Source organism: Pseudomonas sp. Irchel s3a10, assembly GCF_900187525.1.
Classification (GTDB): Bacteria; Pseudomonadota; Gammaproteobacteria; order Pseudomonadales; family Pseudomonadaceae; genus Aquipseudomonas; species Aquipseudomonas koreensis_G.
Genome location: NZ_FYDR01000001.1, coordinates 951,999 through 973,255, shown reverse-complemented (window position 1 = coordinate 973,255; position 21,257 = coordinate 951,999). Strand labels below are relative to the sequence as shown.

18 protein-coding genes are annotated in these 21,257 nt (G+C 61.9%); 8 read left to right on the top strand and 10 right to left on the bottom strand.

Annotated features, from left to right (window positions below; translation table 11 throughout):
• Positions 1-7: 7 nt before the first annotated feature.
• Positions 8-628 (top strand): cell wall hydrolase, encoded by a 621-nt coding sequence (locus tag CKW11_RS04295; protein WP_095136541.1) that lies wholly within the window; start codon positions 8-10, stop codon positions 626-628.
• Here the strand turns inward: CKW11_RS04295 and CKW11_RS04290 are convergent.
• Positions 625-1,512 (bottom strand): LysR family transcriptional regulator, encoded by an 888-nt coding sequence (locus tag CKW11_RS04290; protein WP_095136540.1) that lies wholly within the window; start codon positions 1,510-1,512, stop codon positions 625-627. The two genes, CKW11_RS04295 and CKW11_RS04290, sit on opposite strands and share 4 nt — an antisense overlap.
• A gap of 103 nt (positions 1,513-1,615) precedes the next feature.
• Between CKW11_RS04290 and CKW11_RS04285 the strand changes: the two genes are divergently transcribed.
• Positions 1,616-3,025 carry an MFS transporter gene (locus tag CKW11_RS04285; protein ID WP_095136539.1) on the top strand — a complete coding sequence of 470 codons (1,410 nt, stop codon included), beginning with the start codon at positions 1,616-1,618 and terminating at the stop codon, positions 3,023-3,025.
• Positions 3,026-3,097: 72 nt separating this feature from the next.
• Here CKW11_RS04285 and CKW11_RS04280 read toward each other — a convergent pair whose 3' ends face one another.
• Entirely contained in the window at positions 3,098-3,811 is a 714-nt protein-coding gene (locus CKW11_RS04280; RefSeq protein WP_095136538.1) for a murein L,D-transpeptidase catalytic domain family protein, read from the bottom strand.
• A 149-nt stretch (positions 3,812-3,960) separates the two neighbouring features.
• Here CKW11_RS04280 and CKW11_RS04275 point away from each other — a divergent pair, with 149 nt between their 5' ends.
• The 3 genes from CKW11_RS04275 to CKW11_RS04260 all read left to right on the top strand — a co-directional run bounded on the left by CKW11_RS04275 (position 3,961) and on the right by CKW11_RS04260 (position 9,088).
• Positions 3,961-5,577: a murein L,D-transpeptidase gene (locus CKW11_RS04275; protein WP_095136537.1), complete on the top strand. Its 1,617-nt coding sequence runs from the start codon at positions 3,961-3,963 to the stop codon at positions 5,575-5,577.
• A 920-nt stretch (positions 5,578-6,497) separates the two neighbouring features.
• A complete protein-coding gene (gene glsB, locus CKW11_RS04265) occupies positions 6,498-7,406 on the top strand; it encodes a glutaminase B (RefSeq protein ID WP_003226050.1) in 909 nt (302 codons plus the stop codon).
• 179 nt (positions 7,407-7,585) lie between these two features.
• Positions 7,586-9,088, top strand: coding sequence for an aldehyde dehydrogenase family protein (locus CKW11_RS04260; RefSeq protein WP_095136535.1), 1,503 nt, complete (start codon positions 7,586-7,588; stop codon positions 9,086-9,088).
• A gap of 128 nt (positions 9,089-9,216) precedes the next feature.
• Here the strand turns inward: CKW11_RS04260 and CKW11_RS04255 are convergent, their stop codons facing one another.
• From CKW11_RS04255 to cynS, 3 genes are all read right to left on the bottom strand, one after another.
• On the bottom strand, positions 9,217-9,876 hold the full coding sequence (locus tag CKW11_RS04255; protein ID WP_095136534.1) for a carbonic anhydrase: 660 nt from the start codon (positions 9,874-9,876) through the stop codon (positions 9,217-9,219).
• A gap of 12 nt (positions 9,877-9,888) precedes the next feature.
• Positions 9,889-10,125: a DUF2790 domain-containing protein gene (locus CKW11_RS04250; RefSeq protein ID WP_095136533.1), complete on the bottom strand. Its 237-nt coding sequence runs from the start codon at positions 10,123-10,125 to the stop codon at positions 9,889-9,891.
• Positions 10,126-10,208: 83 nt separating this feature from the next.
• A complete protein-coding gene (cynS, locus tag CKW11_RS04245; protein WP_047597616.1) occupies positions 10,209-10,676 on the bottom strand; it encodes a cyanase in 468 nt (155 codons plus the stop codon).
• 120 nt (positions 10,677-10,796) lie between these two features.
• Here cynS and cynR point away from each other — a divergent pair, with 120 nt between their 5' ends.
• A complete protein-coding gene (gene cynR, locus CKW11_RS04240; protein ID WP_095136532.1) occupies positions 10,797-11,696 on the top strand; it encodes a transcriptional regulator CynR in 900 nt (299 codons plus the stop codon).
• A 162-nt stretch (positions 11,697-11,858) separates the two neighbouring features.
• Here the strand turns inward: cynR and CKW11_RS04235 are convergent, their stop codons facing one another.
• From CKW11_RS04235 to CKW11_RS04225, 3 genes are all read right to left on the bottom strand, one after another.
• The gene (locus CKW11_RS04235) at positions 11,859-12,188 is read right to left on the bottom strand and encodes a hypothetical protein (protein ID WP_041073389.1); all 330 of its coding nucleotides are present in this window, start codon (positions 12,186-12,188) and stop codon (positions 11,859-11,861) included.
• 511 nt (positions 12,189-12,699) lie between these two features.
• A complete protein-coding gene (locus CKW11_RS04230; RefSeq protein WP_095136531.1) occupies positions 12,700-13,203 on the bottom strand; it encodes a GNAT family N-acetyltransferase in 504 nt (167 codons plus the stop codon).
• Between the two features lie 173 nt (positions 13,204-13,376).
• Entirely contained in the window at positions 13,377-15,308 is a 1,932-nt protein-coding gene (locus CKW11_RS04225; protein WP_095136530.1) for a DNA topoisomerase III, read from the bottom strand.
• A 277-nt stretch (positions 15,309-15,585) separates the two neighbouring features.
• On the opposite strand from CKW11_RS04225, the gene CKW11_RS04215 reads away from it, so the two are divergent.
• Complete coding sequence (locus CKW11_RS04215; RefSeq protein ID WP_095136528.1) at positions 15,586-16,992, top strand: serralysin family metalloprotease; 1,407 nt, start codon at positions 15,586-15,588, stop codon at positions 16,990-16,992.
• 228 nt (positions 16,993-17,220) lie between these two features.
• On the top strand, positions 17,221-17,589 hold the full coding sequence (locus CKW11_RS04210; protein ID WP_041073381.1) for a DUF427 domain-containing protein: 369 nt from the start codon (positions 17,221-17,223) through the stop codon (positions 17,587-17,589).
• 157 nt (positions 17,590-17,746) lie between these two features.
• Here CKW11_RS04210 and CKW11_RS04205 read toward each other — a convergent pair whose 3' ends face one another.
• Positions 17,747-19,369 carry an MFS transporter gene (locus CKW11_RS04205; RefSeq protein WP_095136527.1) on the bottom strand — a complete coding sequence of 541 codons (1,623 nt, stop codon included), beginning with the start codon at positions 19,367-19,369 and terminating at the stop codon, positions 17,747-17,749.
• A 153-nt stretch (positions 19,370-19,522) separates the two neighbouring features.
• Positions 19,523-21,169, bottom strand: coding sequence for a GMC family oxidoreductase (locus CKW11_RS04200; RefSeq protein WP_095136526.1), 1,647 nt, complete (start codon positions 21,167-21,169; stop codon positions 19,523-19,525).
• Positions 21,170-21,257 lie beyond the last annotated feature (88 nt).

Here is a 21,257-nt window from a genome sequence, read left to right as displayed (position 1 = left end):
AACAGACATGGGATTGAAATGGTTGGCTGGCTGTTTCGCATTAACCCTTATGGCCGGCGTTGTGAGCGCCACCGAACAGGCGCCGATCAAGGCCAAGGCCGAAGAGAAAGCTCAAGTGCTGGAAGAGAAGGCCGCCGACAAAGTCAGCGCGGCACCGGCACCCAAATCCGAAGCGATCACCCCCACCGAAGTGCAGGCGGTTGACCCCGCCGGCACCGCGCCGCTGGACGATCCGATCACCTGTCTGGCGCGCAGTATCTATTGGGAAGCCAAGGGCCGCGATACGCTGGAAATGGAGGCGGTGGCCAACGTGGTGATGAACCGCCTCGGCCATGACGGCTTCCCCGACACCGTGTGCGCAGTGGTCAAGCAAGGGTCGGAAACCAAGAGCTGCCAGTTTTCCTGGTGGTGCGACGGCAAGGCCGATCAGGTCAAGGAAGACGCCGAATACACTCTGGCCAAGGACATCGCCGGCAAGGCGCTCAACCGCCAGTTGCCGGATCGCACCGATGGCGCGCTGTATTTTCATGATCGCAACGTGCATCCGAGCTGGGCCAGGGAATACCGAAAGACCGCTGCGGTCGGCAAATTCCGGTTCTACAAACCGGCCGGTGGCGATGCGCGTTAGACGCAGACTTCCCGTACACAATTGCGCAACCAGCGGTGTGCCGGGTCGGCGTCCATGCGCGGGTGCCAGAGCATCGATACGCTGATCGGCGGCATCCTGAAGGGCAGGGCGAAGCTGTGCAGGCCCATGCGCAGCTTGCTGGTGTGACGCTCCGGAACCGTGGCGATCAGGTCAGATTCGCGGACCAGTGTCAGCGCTGCGGAAAAGCCGCCGAATGACGTGACGATATCCCGCGTCAGCCCTGCGGCGAGCAGCGCTTCATCGACCGGGCCGCTGCTGCGCCCACGGCGTGAGATGAGAATGTGCTGGCCTCCGGCAAAGCGTTTGCTGCTGATCTTGCCCGAGCTCAACGGATGGCCCTCACGAACCACACCGATCCAGTGATCCTGAAACAGGATGCGGCTGTGCAGCGTCGGGTCGGTGCTGTCATCGACCACACCGGTCTCCAGATCTACCCGGCCTTCGCGTAGCAGGGTGCTGTCCTTGTCGGCTTTCTGCACAAAACGCAGGCGCACGCCGGGCGCTTCTTCTGCGATGCGCGCGAGCAGTGCGGCGGCGAAGGTTTCAACAAAGCCGTCGGTGTTGCGCAGGGTGAAGGTGCGCTGCAACTGACCGGGGTCGAGGATCTCGGCGGGACGCAAGGCGGCCTCGGCTGCCTGCACCAGACCACTCACCCGCTCGCGCAACTCCAGCGCACGCGGGGTCGGCACCAGGCCCCGGCCGGCGCGCACCAGCAACGGATCGCCAGTGGTTTCGCGCAGCCGGGCCAGGGCACGGCTCATGGCCGACGGGCTCAGGCGCAGAATTTGTGCGGCGCGGGCGACGCTGCCTTCGCGCAACAACACGTCGAGGGTTATCAGCAGGTTCAGATCCGGTGTGCTCATGACATGGCGTTCCATGCAGGTATCAAGTGCAAAGCATGCGTCTTGCGCCTTGCCGTGTCGAGACTCAGGCTATGCCGTCTGACCTTTGCACCAGGAGCGCCCGATGCCCGGATCCCCCTTGCCCCCTCAAGCCCGCTGGGCGCTGACCAGTCTGGCGCTGTCGATGTTGATGCCGTCGCTGGACACCAGCATCGCCAACGCCGGGTTGCCGACGCTGGCCGCGGCATTCGAGGCGACGTTTCAACAGGTGCAGTGGATCGTGCTGGCGTACCTGCTGGCGGTCACCACGTTGATTGTCAGTGTCGGGCGCCTGGGTGATGTGTTCGGGCGGCGGCGATTGCTGCTGATCGGGATCGGCATTTTTACCAGCGCTTCGTTGTGTTGCGCACTGGCTCCGGGGCTTGGCTGGTTGATCGGCGCGCGGGCCGTGCAAGGTCTTGGCGCGGCGATCATGTTTGCCTTGACGGTGGCGCTGGTGGCCGATGCGGTGCCCAAGGCGCGGGCGGGCAGTGCGATGGGCTTGCTGGCGACGATGTCGGCCACCGGCACCAGCCTCGGGCCATCGCTGGGTGGTCTGCTGATTGCGCATGTCGGCTGGCCGTCGATCTTTGTCCTCAACGTGCCATTGGGCCTGCTCAATGCGTGGCTGGTTTATCGTTATCTGCCGGCCGATCGCCCGGCGAAATCGGCAGTCGCGTTTGATTACCTCGGCACCGTGGTGCTGGTGTTGACGCTGGCCGCTTATGCGCTGGCGATGACGCTCGATGGCTACACACCGATATTGCTGCTGGTCAGCCTGTGCGGCGCAGGCGTGTTTGTCGCGGTCGAGATGAAAGCCACGGCGCCGCTGATTCGCCTGTCATTGTTTGCCGACGCGCGTCTGAGCAGCAGCCTGGCGCTGACGTTGCTGGTGACGACGGTGATGATGACCACACTGGTGGTCGGGCCGTTTTACCTGAGTCGGGGCCTGGGACTGGGCAGCAGCGTGGTTGGCCTGGCGTTGTCGGTCGGGCCGCTGCTGGCCGCGTGCGGCGGGGTGCCGGCCGGGCGTCTGGTGGATCGCTTCGGTGCGCGGCGGGTGGTGCCGGGGGCGTTGCTCGGGATGGCTGGTGGATGCAGTTTGTTGGCGCTGCTGCCGATGAGTTTCGGTCTGGTGGCGTATCTGCTGCCGATGGCTGTGGTTGCCTGCAGTTACGCGTTGTTTCAGGCGGCCAACAATAGCGGGTTGATGGCCACGGTCAGCCAGGATCAGCGCGGTGTGGTGTCGGCCCTGCTCGGGCTGTCGCGCAATCTGGGCTTGATCACAGGCGCGGCGGTCATGGGCGCGGTGTTCGCCTTCGCGACGGGCGACCCGACGCAAGCCCCGGCCGAGGTCATCGGCAGCGGCTTGCACAGCACGTTCGGGGTGGCCGCGGCGTTGATGGTCGTTGCCCTGATCATCAGCCGAACCCGGATCACCCGTGGAAGCGGCCAGCCCAGCCAAAGCGCTGCTGACGGAAACAAATCCCTGTAGGAGCTGCGGCACGCTGCGATCTTTTAAAGGCAACATCAAAAGATCGCAGCGTGCCGCAGCTCCTACAGGATCCTAGCTGGCGTGAGTATTCAAGATGCTCGCCACTTGCTGTGGCTGACAGTTGAGGTACGGCGAGGATTTCAGCCAGCGCTGGTCCGGGTACCAGGAGAACATGAACTGGCCGTCCTTTAGCTTGTCGATCACCTGCTTGGCCACTTGCGGGCGCACCGCCGGGCAACCCTGGCTGCGCCCGATGCGGCCCTGACGCTTGCTCCACAACGGATTCACGTAATCGGCGGCGTGGATCACGATCGCCCGGTCGCGGGCCAGGTCATTGAAGCCCGGCTCCAGACCGTCCATGCGCAGCGAATATCCGTGAGTGCCCTTGTAACTTTCCTGGGTGCGGAACAGACCGAGGCTGGACTGGTAACTGCCTTCGCGATTGGAGAACTGCGTGGCGAAATTTTCCCCGGAATTGGAGCCGTGGGCGACCAGGTCGCGCAGCACCAGTTTCTGTCTGCTCAAGTCGAAGATCCACAGCCGGCGGGCGGTGGAGGGTTGCGAATAATCGATGATCGCCAGGTGCCGGGACGGTTTGGCGCCATTGTTGACCGCACATTGCATGGCGCTCAGGGCACCTTTCAGCGCCTGGGGATTGAGTTCCGGCGCGGCGTGCGCGAGGCTGGTGAAGAGCACCGGCGATGGTTTGCCGGCGGCGAAAGCTGGGCTGCTCACGACGACGAGGGTCGCGGTGGTCAGCAGAAGTCGGCGCAAAAACGTCAACATTTATAAAGTGTCCTCACTTGCTACTTATTTGGCACTTTGGCTCCTGACTTCCAGTCATACCCTCAGACCCCAGATTCGGGCCTGACTGTTCAGCGCACCTGTTGTAAGGTTGACCGTCATTCAGACGGCCATGGATTGGAGTAAAGCAGTTGTTCAAAAAGTACGCATGCTACTTGAGCATTTGTTTGCTCGCTGCGCCGTTTGTCGCTTGCGCCGATGAACCATTGCCGCCGTTGCAGACCCTGCCGACGCCTCCGGCGCAAATGCCGGTCGAGCCGCAAAGTCCGCTGCAGGCGGTATTGATCGGTTTGCCTCAGGCGTGTCCGGCGATTGCTGGGCACTTGAGTGGCCCGGCGCTGGCGCAACTGCAAGCGTTTTATCAGCAGCAGGACTGGCTGCCAGTGTGGGCCAGTGAGTCCGGGCGATTGCCAGCATTGCAAGGGCAATTGCAGCTGTTGGCCGACGATGGCCTCAATCCCAAGCGCTACCCGGTAGCGGTCAATCCGCCGCAGGACGGCGAACTGTGCGCCGATATCGATATCAGTCGCTACTACCTGCAAGCCCTGCAGGACTTGCATTACGGGCGCCTGTTGCAGTCGCATTTCGAGCCGCTGTGGCATTCCGATGTCACCCCGCGTGATCGTCAGGCGGAATTGCTGGCGATCGCTGTGCCTGGGCTGCACGACATCAAAACCGCGTTCGATCTGGCGCGGCCGCGTCTGGCGCAATACCAAAGCCTGCGCCACCTCTACGCCAGCCAGCGGCTGCAAGCCTTGCCGCACTGGCAATCGGTGGGCAACGGCCCGTTGCTGCGCCCGGCGATGGAAGACAAGCGCGTGCCGGAACTGGCCCAGCGCCTGTACAACGAAGGCTATCTGACTGACGCCATCGGCACGCCCGGCAATGCCTATGAGGGGGTGCTGGTGGACGCGGTGAAAAGCTTTCAGACCAACCATTCGTTGCAGGCCGACGGGGTGGTCGGGCCGGGGACGATTGCCGAGCTCAACATCAGCCCGCTGACCCGCCGCGAGCAGTTGCGGGTCAACCTTGAGCGCTTCCGCTGGCTGGCCCAGGACATGGAACCCGACGGTTTGCTGGTCAACGTCGCCGCCGCCGAACTGACCCTGTACCAGGGCGGTGTGCCGGTCTGGCAGACCCGCACTCAGGTTGGTCGCGCCGAGCGGCAGACTCCGCTGCTGAAATCCCGGGTTACGCGTCTGACCCTGAACCCGACCTGGACCGTGCCGCCGACCATCTGGAAAGAAGACAAGCTGCCGGCGATCCGCAAGGATCAGACCTTCCTCAGCCGGCAGAACCTGCAAGTGCTCGACGCCCATGGCCAGCCATTGGCCGCGGCGGACATCGACTGGGACAACCCCGGCAACATCATGCTGCGCCAGGAAGCGGGGCCGCGTAACCCGCTGGGGCAACTGGTGATCCGCTTCCCCAACCCGTTCGCCGTGTACCTGCACGATACGCCGAGCAAGGCCCTGTTCGACAAAGGCCCGCGCGCCTTCAGCTCCGGTTGTGTGCGGGTCGAACACCCGATGCAACTGCGCGACCTGTTGCTGACCCCGGCGGAACGCACCCGCACCGACACCTTGCTCGCCACCGGCAGCACCCACGAATTCCGCCTGTCGGCACCGGTGCCGATCCTGATGACCTACTGGACAGCGCAGGTCGGCAAGGATGGGCAGGTGCGCTATGCGCCGGATATCTACAGCCGCGACAGCGCGCTGCTCGCCGGCCTCGACGGGGCACACTGAATCCCAGTCATACATACAACCCTGTAGGAGTGAGCCTGCTCGCGAAAGCGTCAGGTCAGCCAACATCAATGCTGACTGTGCCGCCCCCTTCGTGAGCAAGCCCACTCCCACCCCTGATCGCGGCAGGCCCCCAATCCTTCATCCACCACAGCCCCCCCCTGTGGGAGCGGGCTTGCTCGCGAAAGCGTCAGGTCAGCCAACATCAATGCTGACTGTACCGGCCCCTTCGTGAGCAAGCCCACTCCCACCCCTGATCGCGGCAGGCCCCCAATCCTTCATGCACCACAGTCCCCCCAGTGGGAGCGGGCTTGCTCGCGAAAGCGTCAGGTCAGCCAACATCAATGCTGACTGTGCCGACCCCTTCGTGAGCAAGCCCACTCCCACCCTTGATCGTGGCCAGCCCTGAATCCTTCATCCACCACAGCCCCAGTGGGAGCGAGCTTGCTCGCGAAAGCGTCAGGTCAGCCAACATCAATGCTGACTGTGCCGACCCCTTCGTGAGCAAGCCCACTCCCACCCTTGATCGTGGCCAGCCCTGAATCCTTCATCCACCACAGCCCCCAGTGGGAGCGGGCTTGCTCGCGAAAGCGTCAGGTCAGCCAACATCAATGCTGACTGTGCCGACCCCTTCGTGAGCAAGCCCACTCCCACCCCTGATCGCGGCAGGCCCCCAATCCTTCATCCACCACAGTCCCCCCTGTGGGAGCGAGCTTGCTCGCGAAAGCGTCAGGTCAGCCAACATCAATGCTGACTGTGCCGACCCCTTCGTGAGCAAGCTCACTCCCACCCTTGATCGTGGCCAGCCCTGAGTCTTTCATCTACCACAGTCCCCTGTGATAGCCAGTGTGATTCGTGGCAGTTGCGCGGCGTCTAGCCCCAGTGTCCCCGCAATCCCATGGGGCGAGACTTCGGAACCCGGCATGCAAGCGCTGTTGAACGAGATTCTTGATGCTGTCCGGCCCCTGATCGGGCAGGGCAAAGTGGCTGATTACATTCCCGCCCTCGGCACTGTGCCGGCCAATCAGTTGGGCATCGCGGTGTATGGCAACGACGGCGAAATGTATTGCGCCGGCGACGCCGAGACGCCGTTCTCGGTGCAGAGTATTTCCAAGGTGTTCAGCCTGGTGCAGGCCATCGAGCATTCCGGCGAGGCGATCTGGGAGCGCCTGGGTCACGAGCCGTCCGGCCAGCCGTTCAACTCGCTGGTGCAACTGGAGTTCGAACGCGGGCGTCCGCGCAATCCGTTCATCAATGCCGGGGCGCTGGTGATCTGCGACATCAACCAGTCGCGTTTCGCCGCGCCGGCCCTTTCGATGCGCGACTTCGTGCGGCGCCTGTCGGGCAATCCACAGGTGATCGTCGACGGCAAGGTCGCCGAGTCCGAATACCAGCATCGCGCCCGCAACGCGGCTATGGCGTACCTGATGCAATCGTTCGGCAACTTCCACAACGACGTCGAAGCGGTGCTGCGCAGCTACTTCAGCCACTGCGCGTTGCGCATGAACTGCATCGATCTGGCCCGCGCGTTCTGCTTTCTTGCTAACGATGGTTTCTGCAAACACAGCGGCGAACAGATCCTGACCCGGCGCCAGACCCAGCAGGTCAACTCGATCATGGCCACCAGCGGTCTGTACGACGAGGCCGGCAACTTCGCCTATCGTGTCGGTCTGCCGGGCAAGAGCGGGGTTGGCGGCGGGATTGTCGCGGTGGTGCCGGGGCAGTTCACGGTGTGCGTGTGGTCGCCGGAACTCAACGCTGCCGGCAACTCGCTGGCGGGGATGGCGGCGCTGGAGATGCTCAGTTCGCGGATTGGCTGGTCGGTGTTCTAAAAAGCACCGCAGTAACTGTAGGAGTGAGCCTGCTCGCGATAGCGGTGTGTCATTCAATATGACTGCGTCTGACACTCCGCTATCGCGAGCAGGCTCACTCCTACAAGGGTTTTGTGTTGCCTGGGAGAGCGCTGTTCCTATACATTTTCCGGCCGCCCCTCATATGGTGAATCCGCTTCATGTCTCTTGCGCTCGAACGTCTAGTCGCTGGCACGCCGATCCCTTTCGCTGGTAACCGCGTGACCGTGGTCAGCCCCGAACTGGCGGCGCGGTTTCAGCCCGGTGACCACCTGCTGGTCGAGCAGGTGAGTGGCGAGCTGTTGCTGATTCCGGTGGCCGATCAACAAGCGGCTGCGGTGGCGATCGAACGGGCAGAAACCGCGTTCAGCGCATTGTCTGCGGTGAGCGACGAGGCCATCAGCCGCTTCTTCGATCTGTTCGCGCAACGTCTCGAAACCGCGGAATGCTGGACTCTGATCGAAGCCGCGAACCTGGCCGACATCGAACGCGCCAAGGCCCGTGGTCGCTCGACCACTCGACTGCTCGCCGACGAACGCATGCGCCGCGACATGATCGCCGGTCTGCGCGCCTGGCGGGATGCGCCAGCCACGCGTGGCAAGGTCATCAGCAGCGTCGAACACGATGGCTGGAAGGTCGAGCAAGTGGTATCGCCGCTGGGCATTGTGGCGTTCGTGTTTGAAGGACGGCCGAACGTGTTCGCCGATGCCGCCGGCGTACTGCGCACCGGTAACACCGCAGTGCTGCGTATCGGCAGCGACGCGTTGGGCACCGCGCAAGCAATCGTCACTCACGCCCTTAACCCGGCGCTGGCCGAGGCCGGTCTGCCGGCGGGTGCGGTGTCGCTGGTGGAAAGCGTCAATCACGCCGCCGGGTGGGCAATGTTCGCCGACCGGCGTTTGTCGCTGGCGGTGGCCCGGGGTTCGGGGCGTGCGGTCAGCCAGTTGGGCAGCATCGCCCAGCAGGCGGGCACGGCGGTCAGCCTGCATGGCACTGGCGGCGCGTGGCTGATTGCGGATCGTGACGCCGACGCCACGCGCTTCGCCGCCGTGGTGCGCAACTCGCTGGATCGCAAAGTCTGCAACACGCTGAACGTCTGCCTGATTCAACGCGAGCGTGCCGCCGAGCTGATCCCGCTGTTCCTCGATGCGCTGCAGCAGGCCGGTACCGTACGCGGTCAGGGCTGCAAATTGCACATCGTCGCAGGCAGCGAACGTTACCTGCCGGCCGAGTGGCAGAACGCGACGGTCGAGGTCTATCGCGCCGAGGGTTATCAGACCGAAGCCCTGGCCGAAACGCTGGCGGAATCCGAGCTGGGCCGCGAGTGGGAATGGGAAGAAACCCCGGAAGTCAGCCTGATGATCGTCGATGGTCTGGATCAGGCGATCGCGCTGTTCAACCGCTACAGCCCGCAGTTCACGGTGTCGCTGATCAGCGAGGATGCTGCTGCGCAAGAGCGTTTTTACAACGCGGTGAACGCGCCGTTTGTGGGTAACGGGATTACCCGTTGGGTCGATGGTCAGTACGCGCTGAACAAGCCGGAACTGGGGCTTTCGAACTGGGAAAGCGGGCGCTTGTTTGCGCGCAGTGCGATTCTTTCGGGGGATGGCGTGTTCACGGTTCGTAGTCGCATGACCCAGATCGACCTCAGCGTAAAGCGCTGATCTGAACACTAAACCTGTGGCGAGGGAGCTTGCTCCCGCTGGTCTGCGCAGCAGACCCAAATAAGCGAGGGCCGCTGCGCGCCCCAGCGGGAGCAAGCTCCCTCGCCACAGGGTTGCACTGTTCTCCTTCAGGCGGCTGCACTGGCGTTTGCCTGAATGGCGCACGTCGCCGGCTGCTCAGCCAACGGCACAAACGTGCGCCGATCCACCGCCAGCGCATCGATCGAGCCGGTCTCGATGTCATACACCCAGCCATGCAGGTTCAGCAGACCTTTCTCCTGGGCCAGGCGCACGCTCGGGTGGGTCTGAATATTCGCCAATTGCGCGATCACATTTTCCCGCACCATCGAACTCAGCTTCGCCGCGTCATTGGCATGCGGCCGCGCTTCGTTAACCACTTTTGCCGACTCGGCATGTTGCAGCCAGCCGCTGACGGCGGGCAGGTGATCCATGCATTTGCACTGGGCAATCGCGGTCATCGCGCCGCAATCCGAGTGGCCGCAGATCACGATGTCAGTCACACCCAGTACCGCCACCGCGTATTCCACCGTCGCCGACACCCCGCCCGGATGCGGGCTGTAGGACGGCACGATATTGCCTGCGTTGCGGATCACGAACAGCTCACCGGGTTCTTGCTGGGTCAGCAGTTCCGGGACGACGCGGCTGTCGGAACAGGTGATGAACAAGGTGCCCGGGGTTTGAGTGGTCGCCAAGTGCTTGAACAGCTCGGTGCGTTGCGGAAACGCCTCGTTCTGGAACTTCAGGAAGCCTTCGATCAGGTTTTTCATGGTGTTGTCCTCTCAGTTCGAACAGCCGGTGCCGAATTCGCTGTATTGAAGAATGTGTTTTGCGCCGTGGCTGTCGAGGTAGGTCATCTCGACCGGTACAACGCCGCAGACGTCGGCGACCGGGGTGATGCTCACGACTTCAGCAATATCCAGAGTCATGCCGTAGCGGTAGGCAATGGCCTCTTCATCGGCCTGGGCCTGGGCGGCAAGGCCGGCGAGCAGGGCCAGGGTCAACAGAATTTTGTGCATGGGGCAGCCTCCAGGCAGATGTGGTGACGACTTGGCAATTCAGGTTTGGATGGGCCCGCACGCGGGGTGCGGGCCGGGGTGGATCAGAACGGACGCAGCGGCAGGAACTTGCCGTCGAGGGTGACCACGGCGCGGGAGCCGCCTTCCGGGTCTTCGACTTTCTTGATGTCGAGCTTGAAGTTGATGGCGCTGATGATGCCGTCGCCGAACTGCTCGTGAACCAGGGCTTTGAGGGTGGTGCCGTAGATCTGGATCATCTCGTGGAAGCGGTAGATGGTCGGGTCGGTCGGCACGCCGCTGAGACTGCCGCGCAGCGGGATGATCTGCAGGGCGGCAACGGCGTCGGCGTCCAGTTCGAGTTTGTCGCCAACCACTTGCGCGGCGTTTTGTGGCAGTGGGTGCTGGCCGAGGAGGGCAGCGGTGACGTAGGCCAGGCTCAGGCCGGTGCCATCGGCAAGATCCTGCCATGACAGATTCTTGCGGGCCTTGATGTCGAGAATGCGCGTGGTCAGGGCCAGACTGGCATCGTTGTAGGCGTGGGACTGTTGCATGGTGTCACTCCTTTCAAGGTTGGCTTGCTGTGTGGAAGTCATCTTCTGCCGATTGATCCATAGCGTCCAAGACCGATATACAATGCTTCGCATAAGTCCTGCCTATAGATGGTGATCCCCATGCTGCTGCGACATTTGCGATATCTGCTGGCCGTGGCCGATCACGGCGGCTTCACCCGGGCGGCGGAGGCGTTGCACGTGTCACAGCCGACCCTGTCGCAACAGATCCGCCAACTGGAAGAATCCCTTGGGGTGAACCTGTTCGACCGCACCTCGCGCACTGTTAAACCCACCGATGCCGGCGAGGCCTACATCGAATGCGCACGGCGCGTGCTGGTTGAACTGGAGGCGGGCAAGCGGGCGTTGCACGACGTGAAGGATCTGTCCCGTGGCAGCCTGCGGCTGGCCATGACGCCGACCTTCATGGCCTATCTGGTCGGGCCGTTGGTGCGTGATTTCGCGGCGCGCTACCCGGGTATCCATCTGCAGATTTTCGAGCTGTCGATGGACGACATCGAGGCGGGGCTGGCGGACGATTCGCTGGATATCGCGATTGCCTTTACTCCGGTGCGCCACCCGGACATCGAGTGCATCCCGGCGTTTACCGAAACCCTGGGGATCATGGTCGGGCGCGAGCATCCGCTGTACGACAGCAGCGCGGTGCTGACGTCGAGTGACCTTGCGCAACTGGATTTCGCCTTGCTGGCGCCGGACTTCATCACGCGGTTATCGATCGATGAGTATTTCCGTCAGCAGGGGATCACGCCGCAGGTGCGGATCGAGGTGAACTCGGTGAGTACGCTGCTGGAAGTGGTGCGCCATTCGCCGATGGCGACGATGTTGCCCGAGGCGATTGCCAGCGAAGACCGGGCGTTGCGCCGACTGCGGGTCGAGAACGAAGCCCCGCAGCGTGGGGCGGCGTTGTTGCGGCGGCAGAATAATTACCACAGTGCGGCGGCGGTGGCATTTGTGGCGTTGGTTTTGCAATCAAAATCTAACCAACGACACAGTCCCCTGTAGGAGTGAGCCTGCTCGCGATAACGGTAGTCCATTCAATACTGAAGTGTCTGATCTACCGCTATCGCGAGCAGGCTCACTCCTACAGAGGTTGTTGTATGTCTGATAAATAAAAAGGGCCTGCTTCTGTTGGAAGCAGGCCCTTTTATTTGTTGAAGTTGTAAATCAGCAGAACCGGTCAATCACCCGAACTTCATTCTTGTTCTGCATCGAATCCCACGCCTGTTTCAGCGTCTGCAGCACATTGCCGATGAAGTCTTTATCGGCCGCAGCTTTCTTGCCGACATAACCGTGGCCGCGGCGGTACATCTTCAGGCGGGCCAGCAGGTTCTGATTGCTGCGGTCGAATTCTTCTTCACCAGCGTGGGGCGACAGGCAGTCGATATGCACCTGACCCGACTTGCTGATCCAGAGAATGTGGCTGTCGTGGCTGTCTTTTTGCGCAGCGAACATACGAGCCAGTTCTTCGATAGTAGGTTGATTGTTCAGATTCATGATGTTTGCCCCTTGACCAGTCTGGTGATCTTTCAAAGTTGATTCGCTAATACAGGTAGCCCATCGGTTAGTTGATCCCTGGCACCGAAACCAGGACGTCAGCGGTCGCCCGTGTGAAGTACGGGGTCATGCGTCTGTTGCATGTAGTCGTGTTGAATAACTGCTACGCAATAGCGTCACAACGAGGAGAAGCAGCGAAAACCGGGAGGCTCCTTGACGACATTTTCAGTGTCGACCACAAGCGTCTTGAGAATTTTCGCCAGCGCTTCTCGTCCTTGTACTGGACGTTCAGGCCAGGTCAGCTTCTTCAATCTGCCTTGTGGGCAGCGTGTATCCGGAAAAAACAACTCGGCGGTCAGACGAGTTTGCTCAAGCGTGTTACCGATGTTCCCGATCGGGGAACGTCTTCATCATGCAAAAGCAAAACGGTGCCGTCAACGGTTTTGTAGTGATTATTTTTGTTCACTACATATTGTCGGACAAAGCTGTTTTGGAATGAGAAAAGTTCAGTTCAGGCAACGGATGTGGGGGCGTGCAGGACATAGATGGTGCAGGGATAACCGTCCACGGCGCGCTGCTGGCGGGTGAAGGCGCCGCCAGCCAATTCGGGGATCAACCTGGCCCAGAAGCGCTGCGCAGGCAGGTTGGCGTCGATGTGGAAAATCTGCCATTGACCGGGCAGACGGCTCAAGAGGGCAGAGACGACAAACTGCGCGACGCCTTGGCCACGAAAGCGCCGAGTGAGGAAGAAGTAGCCGATGTTGTGTTGCGCGCCTTCAGTGTGGGTGTCGTCATCCACGGTCACGAAGCCGGCCAGTTCACCGTCGACGCGGATCAGGAACGGTTGGGTAGCGGGATTGTGCCAGTAATCGTCTTTCTGCTGAATGCTGAAGAAGCCATGTTCGCCGAGTTTCAGTGGTAGCCATTGGCTGAAGTCGTACATGTAGAACTGCATGAGGTTTTCGATGGTTTGCAGTTCGTCGCGGTGGGCGGGGTGCAGTTCGATGGTGGGCATGGTCAATGAACTCCAAAAGGGAGACTTAAGAACCCTGTGGCGAGGGAGCTTGCTCCCGCTGGGGCGCGAAGCGGCCCTAAAACCTGCAATCGCGATGTTTCAGATAGACCATAGTTGCAGGTTTTGCGACTGCTGCGCAGCCGAGCGGGAGCAAGCTCCCTCGCCACAAAAGCCTATTTTGTTTTGCGTTGTGTGGTGCCAGAAGTTTTGCTTCGGGTCGATTTGCGTTTCTTCTTCCACGGCGCAGCAGCCTTGCCGGCAGGTGGGGGGCCGCTGATGGTCAGGCTCAGCGCAGAACAGCGGGTGACCTGCTTGCTCATCCAGGCTGCCTGTTTGGTGACGAACTCCTCCAGGCTCATCTCGCCGCTCTGCACCATGTCCAGCGCCTGTTCCCAGATGGCGGTGGTGCCGGGGTCGGCAATCGCCCGGGGTACGGCGTCGATCAGGCTGAAGGCCGCCGGAGTCGCGGCCAGCGCCTTGCCGTTCTTCACCAGATAACCACGATCCAGCAGGCCCTGAATGATCGAGGCGCGCGTCGCTTCGGTGCCGATGCCGGTGGTGTCCTTGAGCTTCTGTTTGAGCAGCGGATCTTCCACCAGTTTGGCGACGTTCTTCATCGCCTTGATCAGATCGCCCTCGGTGTAGGGCTTCGGCGGCTGGGTCCACAGATCCTTGAGGTTCACGCCGGCCACGGCGCAATCGATACCCTGACTCAGTGCCGGCAAGGTTTGCGGAGCTGGCGCTTCGCGGCCCTTGGCCGGGGCCAGAGCTTCGGGCAAGGCGCGTTTCCAGCCCGGTTCGATGATCTGTTTGCCGACCGCGCGCAACGCTTCGCCGGCGCAATCGAAATCGGCCTGGGTGCGATCGTATTCGTGGTTGGGCAGAAACTGCGCCAGATAACGCGCGCGAATCAGGGTGTAGACCGCCCGGTGCTTGCCGCTCAGACGCTCGAGATTTTTTGCTGCCGCCGTGGGGATGATGCCGTGGTGGGCGCCGACCTTGGCGTCGTTCCACGCCCGTGAGCGGCGCTGCGGGTCGAGGTGACCGTTCAGCGCGTCGAGGCTGGGGTCGGCCTGACGCAGTGCCGCGAGTATTCCCGGGGCTTCGCTGTGCTGGCTCAGCGGCAGGAAACCGCAATCGCTGCGCGGGTAGGTGATGACCTTGTAGGTTTCGTAGAGGGCCTGGGCGATGTCGAGGGTTTCCTGGGCGCCGAGACCGAGTTTCTTCGAGCAGACCTCCTGCAGGGTGCCCAGATCGAATGGCAGCGGCGCCACTTCGCGCATGCGTTCGGTGCGCAGCTTCACCACCCGTGCACTGGCAGCGCTGTTCAGAGCGGCGGCTGCGTGCTGGGCCAGCGCCTGATTCAGGCAGCGATCCTGATCGTCGCAAACGTCGGAGGGTGCACGCCATTGCGCGGTGAACGGCGTGCCGTCGTGCAGCAGTTGCACATCGATCGCCCAGTACGGCACCGGCACGAAATCGGCGATGCTGCGGTCGCGATCCACCACCAGCCGCAGTGTCGGCGTCTGCACTCGGCCAACCGGCAGGACGCCCTGATAACCGGACTGCCGGCCCAATAGCGTAAACAGGCGACTCATGTTCATGCCGATCAGCCAGTCAGCCCGCGAGCGCCCCAGGGCCGAGTGATACAGGCTGAAGGTTTCCGCCCCCGGCTTCAGCGCGGCCAGAGCTTTGCGAATCGACGCTTCGTCCAGCGCCGACAGCCACAAGCGACGGATCGGCCCGCGATAGCGGCAGTGCTCGACCAGTTCCCGGGCGATCATTTCGCCCTCACGGTCGGCGTCGGTGGCGATGATCAGTTCGCTGGCCTCGCCCAGCAGGCGCTTGACCGCCTTGTACTGGCTGGCGGTGCGCGGCTTGACGGTCATTTTCCACTTGTCGGGAATGATCGGCAGATCCGCCAGCACCCAGCGCTTGTAGCGCGCATCGTAGGCATCCGGCGGCGCGGTTTCCAGCAGATGGCCGATGCACCAGGTCACTGTGACGTCCGTTCCCAGCCAGCAGCCGTCGCCCCGACGCCTGGCGCCCAGCACGGCCGCGATGTCTTTGGCCTGGGAAGGTTTTTCACAGAGGTACAGCCGCATAACCACCGTCGTCGTTCAGTTCCTGGAGGTGCACAGAATGGCCGCAGTTGGCGCCCGGAGCAACTTTTATCTGTATGGATATACAGATCAAAACGTTGCCGGGAATGACCGGTATTACCGGGACGTCGCGAGCGGCTATCGAGAAATCGATTGGCAGGGCAGTTGACGCCCGTGTCAGGTTCACCGGGCTTCTTAGAAACGCGAGTGAGCGGACGATCTCGCCGTGGATTGCCGTGCTCGACGCGTACTGCCAACTCTGAAACAAGGAAGTCCCACCATGGCTCAAGCCAAAACGAAAACCAGCAGCGCCTTTGATGAAGTGAACGCCTTCAGCCATCTGTACGACCGCGGCGTCGGCCTGGTGAACGGCAAACCGTCGTTCACCGCCGATCAGGCAGCCGACGAAATCCTGCGCAAAAACCTGTCGTGGCACGACAAGAACGGTGACGGCAAAATCTCCCTGACCTACACCTTCCTCACCGAGAAACCGGCGAACTACAACCCCAACCTCGGCAACTTCAGCCAGTTCAGCGCTCAGCAAAAGGCTCAAGCCGTGCTGGCCATGCAATCCTGGGCCGACGTGGCCAAGGTGACCTTCACCGAGGGCAATGGCGGCGACGGCCACATGACCTTCGGCAACTACGACGTCAGCACCGGCGGCGCGGCGTTCGCCTACCTGCCGAGCGGCGGCAGCTATGACGGTCAGTCGTGGTACCTGATCAACAATCAATATCAGGTCAACAAGACTCCGGACACCAACAACTACGGGCGTCAGACCCTGACTCACGAAATCGGCCACACCCTCGGCCTGTCTCACCCGGGCGCCTACAACGCCGGCAACGGCAGTCCGACCTACAACGACGCCAAGTACGCCGAAGACACCCGTGGTTACAGCCTGATGAGCTACTGGAGCGAAGCCAACACCGACCAGAACTTCAGCAAGGACGGCAGCGGCGCTTACGCCTCGGCACCGTTGCTCGACGATATCGTCGCGGTGCAGAAACTCTACGGTGCCAACTATGCAACCCGCGCCGATGACACCACCTACGGTTTCGGCTCCAACGCCGGCCGCGATTTCTACAGCGCTACATCGGCGGCGTCGAAAGTGGTGTTCTCAGTGTGGGACGGTGGCGGTAACGATACGCTGAACTTCTCCGGTTTCACCCAGAACCAGAAGATCAACCTCAATGAGGGTTCGTTCTCTGACGTCGGCGGGCTGGTCGGCAACGTATCGATTGCCTATGGCGTGACCGTGGAGAATGCGGTTGGCGGTTCGGGCAATGACCTGCTGATCGGCAACTCGGCGGTTAACCATCTGTTCGGCGGTGCCGGCAACGACATCCTCTACGGCGGTGGCGGCGCGGATGTGCTGTGGGGCGGCGAGGGCGCAGACACCTTCGTGTTCGGCGCAGCCAGCGATTCGACCGACAACCAGCCGGACTGGATCATGGATTTCAAAAGCGGCCTGGACAAGATCGACCTCTCGGGCATCGCCGGTTTCGCCACGGGTGCGGCCACGCTGAACTTCGTCAGCAGTTTCACCGGCCATGCGGGCGATGCAATCCTGACGTATTACGCGCAGAGTGGTCAGACCGGGCTGCTGATTGATCTGACGGGGCAGGGTGAGGTGGACTTTGCCGTCGGTGTGGTGGGGCAGGCGCTGGCGACTGATATCGTGGTTTGAGCTGATCCTGACTGACACCGATTCAGGGCAACTATCGTCCTGTGGCGAGGGAGCTTGTCGAATCGTCGCACCGTCCCGCTCGGCGGCGAAGCCGTCGCAAACTCGGAAATCGCGTTATACCTGACACACGCGATTCCTGGATTTAGGGCTGCTACGCAGCCCAGCGGGACGGTGCGACGATTCGACAAGCTCCCTCGCCACAGTTCATTTGTCCCTGGAGAAACCCCCATGAGCACCACCGGCCTCAACCCCGTCATCACCCTCGAAGAACTCCCCGGTTGCCTGCTGGTGAAATTCCACGGCATCCAGGTCGCGGCGTCCTCGCATGTGCTGGTGCTCCATGAGGCCAACTACCCGCCGGTGTACTACGTGCCCCGCGAGGACATCGACGAGAAATACTTCGCCCGCACCGACCACACCAGTTATTGCCCGTACAAGGGCGATGCGAATTACTTCAGCCTGCAAATACCGGGGCATGAGGCGGCGAATGCGGTGTGGACTTACGAAAATCCGAAAGTCTCGGTCGCGCCGATTCGTGACTACGTGGCGTTTTATCCGGATCAGGTGAAGTTTGAGGTGATCAAGGCGGATGCCTGATTCTTGGCTGAGGAGATTCAATTGTGGCGAGGGGATTCATCCCCGATGGACTACGTAGTAGTCCCCTTTTTCACGGGGGGCGCTACGCACCCCATCGGGGATAAATCCCCTCGCCACAGGTTTTTTTCACCAAAGTGTCATGTGTGCAGGTTCAGGTTCAGTTCTTGTCCAGATCGATATTCTTCGTCTCTCGCAGACAGATCATCCCCACCACCAGGCTGACCCCGGTAATCAGCACCGGGTACCACAGCCCATAAAAAATATCCCCGGTGTACACCACCAGCGCGAACGACACCGTTGGCAGGAAACCGCCGAACCAGCCGTTGCCGATGTGATACGGCAGGGACATCGAGGTGTAGCGGATGCGCGTCGGGAACAGTTCGACCATCAGCGCCGCCAGCGGGCCGTAGCACATGGCCGAGATGATGATCAGTGCGACGATCAGCGCCACGATCATCGGCTTGTTGATCTGCTGCAGGTCGGCCTGTTGCGGGTAGCCGGCGAGGGTCACCGCGCCGCGCAGGGCCGATTCGTCATAGCCGTCGATTTTCACGTCGCCGATGCTCACCTGCACGCCGCTGCCGGCCGGGGCGGCAACACTGGAGTAGGGCAGGCCTTGCTTGACCAGGAAGGTCTTGACCTTGTCGCACGGGCTGTCGAATTTGGCCTTGCCCACCGGGTCGAACTGGAAGGTGCAGGTCGCCGGATCGGCCAATACGGTGATCGGCGCCTGGCGGCTGGCCTGATCGATTGCCGGGTTGGCGTAATGCGCCAGGGATTTGAAGATCGGGAAGTACAGCGCGGTCGCCAGCAGCAGCCCGAGCATCAGCACCGGTTTGCGTCCGACCTTGTCCGACAGCCAGCCGAAAATGATGAAAAACGGCGCGCCGATCACCACGCTGATGATCAGCAGGCTGTTGGCCACCGCCGGGTCCATTTTCAGGAACTGGGTGAGGAAGAACAGCACGTAAAATTGCGCGGCGTAGAAGGTCACCGCTTGCCCGGCGTTGATGCTGAACAGCGCGATCAGCACGACCTTGAGGTTCTCCCATTTGCCGAAGGATTCGCGGATCGGCGCTTTCGAGGTTTTGCCTTCCTCTTTCATTTTCAGGTACGCCGGCGACTCGTGCAGGCTCAGGCGGATCCAGGTGGAAATGCCCAGCAGCACGATCGACAGCAGGAACGGAATGCGCCAGCCCCAGACTTCAAACTGATCGCCAGTGAAGTAGCGGCAACCGAGCACCACCAGCAACGACAGCAGCAAACCGAGGGTGGCGGTGGACTGAATCCAGCTGGTGTGGAAACCGCGTTTGCCGATTGGCGCGTGTTCCGCCACATAGGTCGCGGCGCCGCCGTATTCGCCGCCCAGCGCCAGGCCCTGAAGCATGCGCAGCACCACCAGAATGATCGGCGCGGCGATGCCGATGCTGGCGTAGGTCGGTAACAGGCCGACACAGAACGTGGCGACGCCCATCAGGATGATAGTGGCGAGGAAGGTGTATTTGCGTCCGATCATGTCCCCCAACCGACCGAACACCAGCGCCCCGAACGGCCGCACGATAAACCCGGCGGCGAAGGCCATCAGCGCGAAGATGAACGCCGTGGTGTCGTTGACCCCGGCGAAAAACTGCTTACTGATCACCGCCGCGAGTGCGCCGTAGAGGAAGAAGTCATACCACTCGAACACCGTCCCCAGGGACGAGGCGAAGATGACTTTGCGTGTATCCGGGCTGGTCTCCGCGCTGCGCACGGCGTCCAGCGGCTGAACGTGTTCTGACATATCGGTATCCCTCACAGTGATTGTTTTTGTTGTTCCACTGGTGTTGCGCGCTGCCTTGAACGAATTACACGATGCCCTGTAGGAGCTGCCGAAGGCTGCGATCTTTTGATCTTGTAAAAGCCAAAGGCAAAAGATCGCAGCCTGCGGCAGCTCCTACAGGGTTTGGGCCAGTTCAGGGGTTGCTGTGCAGGTCCTGATCGGTGGGTTGAGGATCAGCTGCGCCGCCTTCTCGGCAATCATCAGCGTAGGCGAACAGGTGTTGCCCGAGGTGATGCGCGGCATGATCGAGGCGTCGGCGATGCGCAGGCCGGTTACGCCATGCACGCGCAGTTGCGCATCGACCACCGCGTCAGCGTCATTGCCCATGCGGCAGGTGCCGACCGGGTGGAAAATCGTCGTGCCGATCCGCGCCGCGGCTTCGTGCAGTTGTTCTTCGCTTTGCAGGCTGTCGCCGGGCAGATACTCCACCGGTTTGAACGCTTGTAGGGCCGGGGCGCTGACGATACGGCGGGTCAGGCGAATGGCGTCGGCGGCGACGCGTAAATCTTCGGGATGGCTGAGGTAATTCGGTTGAATCAGCGGCGCTTCTTGCGGGTCTGCCGAACGGATGTCGATGCGGCCACGGCTCTGCGGACGCAGATCACACACCGACGCGGTGAACGCCGGAAAGCTGTGCAACGGCTCGCCAAAGCGCTCCAGCGACAGCGGTTGCACGTGGTATTCAAGGTTCGCCGAGGTCTGCTCCGGCCCGGATCGGGCAAACGCTCCGAGCTGACTCGGCGCCATCGACAACGGCCCGCTGCGGTCATACAGATAGCGCAGGCCCATGCCCATCTTGCCCCACACGCTGCCGGCGATCTGATTCAGGGTGCGGGCGTTCTGCAGTTTGTAGATCAGGCGCAGTTGCAGGTGATCCTGCAGATTGCCGCCGACCCCCGGCAGCTCATGAATCACGCCGATGCCAAGACGTTCCAGCAACGGACGCGGGCCGATCCCGGAGCGTTGCAGAATGCTCGGCGAGCCGACGGCACCGGCGCAGAGGATGATTTCCTTGCGCGCCTTGAAGCTTTTCACTTGGCCTTCGTGACGCGCGCTGACTTTTGAAGCACGGCCGTTTTCCAGCAGCACGCGATCCACTTCAACCCCGGTCAGCACCGTCAGATTGGTCCGCTCGCGAATCGGTTTGAGAAAGGCCTTGGCCGCGTTCCAGCGCACCCCGGCCTTCTGGTTGACCTGGAAGTAGCCGCAACCCTCGTTGTCGCCCTCATTGAAGTCGTCGATGCTGGCGATGCCGCTCTGTTCGGCGGCACTGCGAAACGCGTCGAGAATCGGCCATGACAGCCGCTGTTGCTCGACCCGCCATTCACCCTGGGCACCGTGAAATTCAGCGGCGCCGGCAAAATGGTTTTCGCTTTGTTTGAACAGCGGCAGCACGTCGTTCCAGGCCCAGCCCGGATTGCCCTCGGCCGCCCAGCCGTCATAGTCGCCGGCCTGACCGCGCATGTAGATCATGCCGTTGATCGAGGAGCAGCCACCGAGCACTTTGCCGCGTGGGTAGCTCAGGCTGCGGCCTTGCAGGCCGGGCTGCGCTTCGGTCTTGAAGCACCAGTCGGTGCGCGGGTTGCCGATGCAGAACAGGTAACCCACGGGGATGTGAATCCATGCGTAGTTGTCGCGTCCACCGGCTTCGAGCAGCAACACCCGCTGCTGTTTATCAGCCGACAGTCGATTGGCCAGCAGGCACCCGGCAGGGCCCGCACCGACCACGATGTAGTCGTATTCTTCAAGGGAAGTCTGCATTCCCTGACCTCGCTTTTTGTTTTTATTGTCGGACACTCTAGTTGTTAGCTTTCGTTAAAAGAATGTTAGTTTTTGCGCAGCCGCTGTG